This window comes from Alcanivorax sp. HI0044 (genome assembly GCF_001634945.1).
In genome coordinates, this window is record NZ_LWEZ01000949.1 from 1 (window position 1) to 332 (window position 332).

The following is a 332-nucleotide window of genomic DNA, read 5'->3' on the forward strand; positions in this document are numbered from 1 at the left end:
CGCGAAGATGGCTCTGCGCTGATCTATATTGATCGCCAGATCATCCATGAGGTGACCTCGCCCCAGGCGTTTGAGGGCCTGCGCCTGGCGGGTCGTCAGCCGTGGCGGACCAGTGCCAGTGTGGCCACCATTGATCACAACGTGCCGACAACCCCGTTCAAGAGTGCCGCCGACATCGCCGATGACACCTCGCGGATTCAGGTGCAGACGCTGCAAGACAATACCCGTGAATTCGGTATCACCGAGTTCGGAATTGGCGATGTACGCCAAGGCATTGTGCATGTGATGGCGCCGGAGCAGGGTGCTGTGGTGCCGGGCATGACCGTGGTCTG

At 60.8% G+C, this 332-nt stretch carries 1 protein-coding gene; it reads left to right on the forward strand.

Annotation, left to right across the window (positions count from 1 at the left end; genetic code table 11):
- The coding region (locus A3730_RS11110; protein ID WP_255364260.1) for an aconitase family protein at positions 1–332 on the forward strand (332 nt) is incomplete at both ends.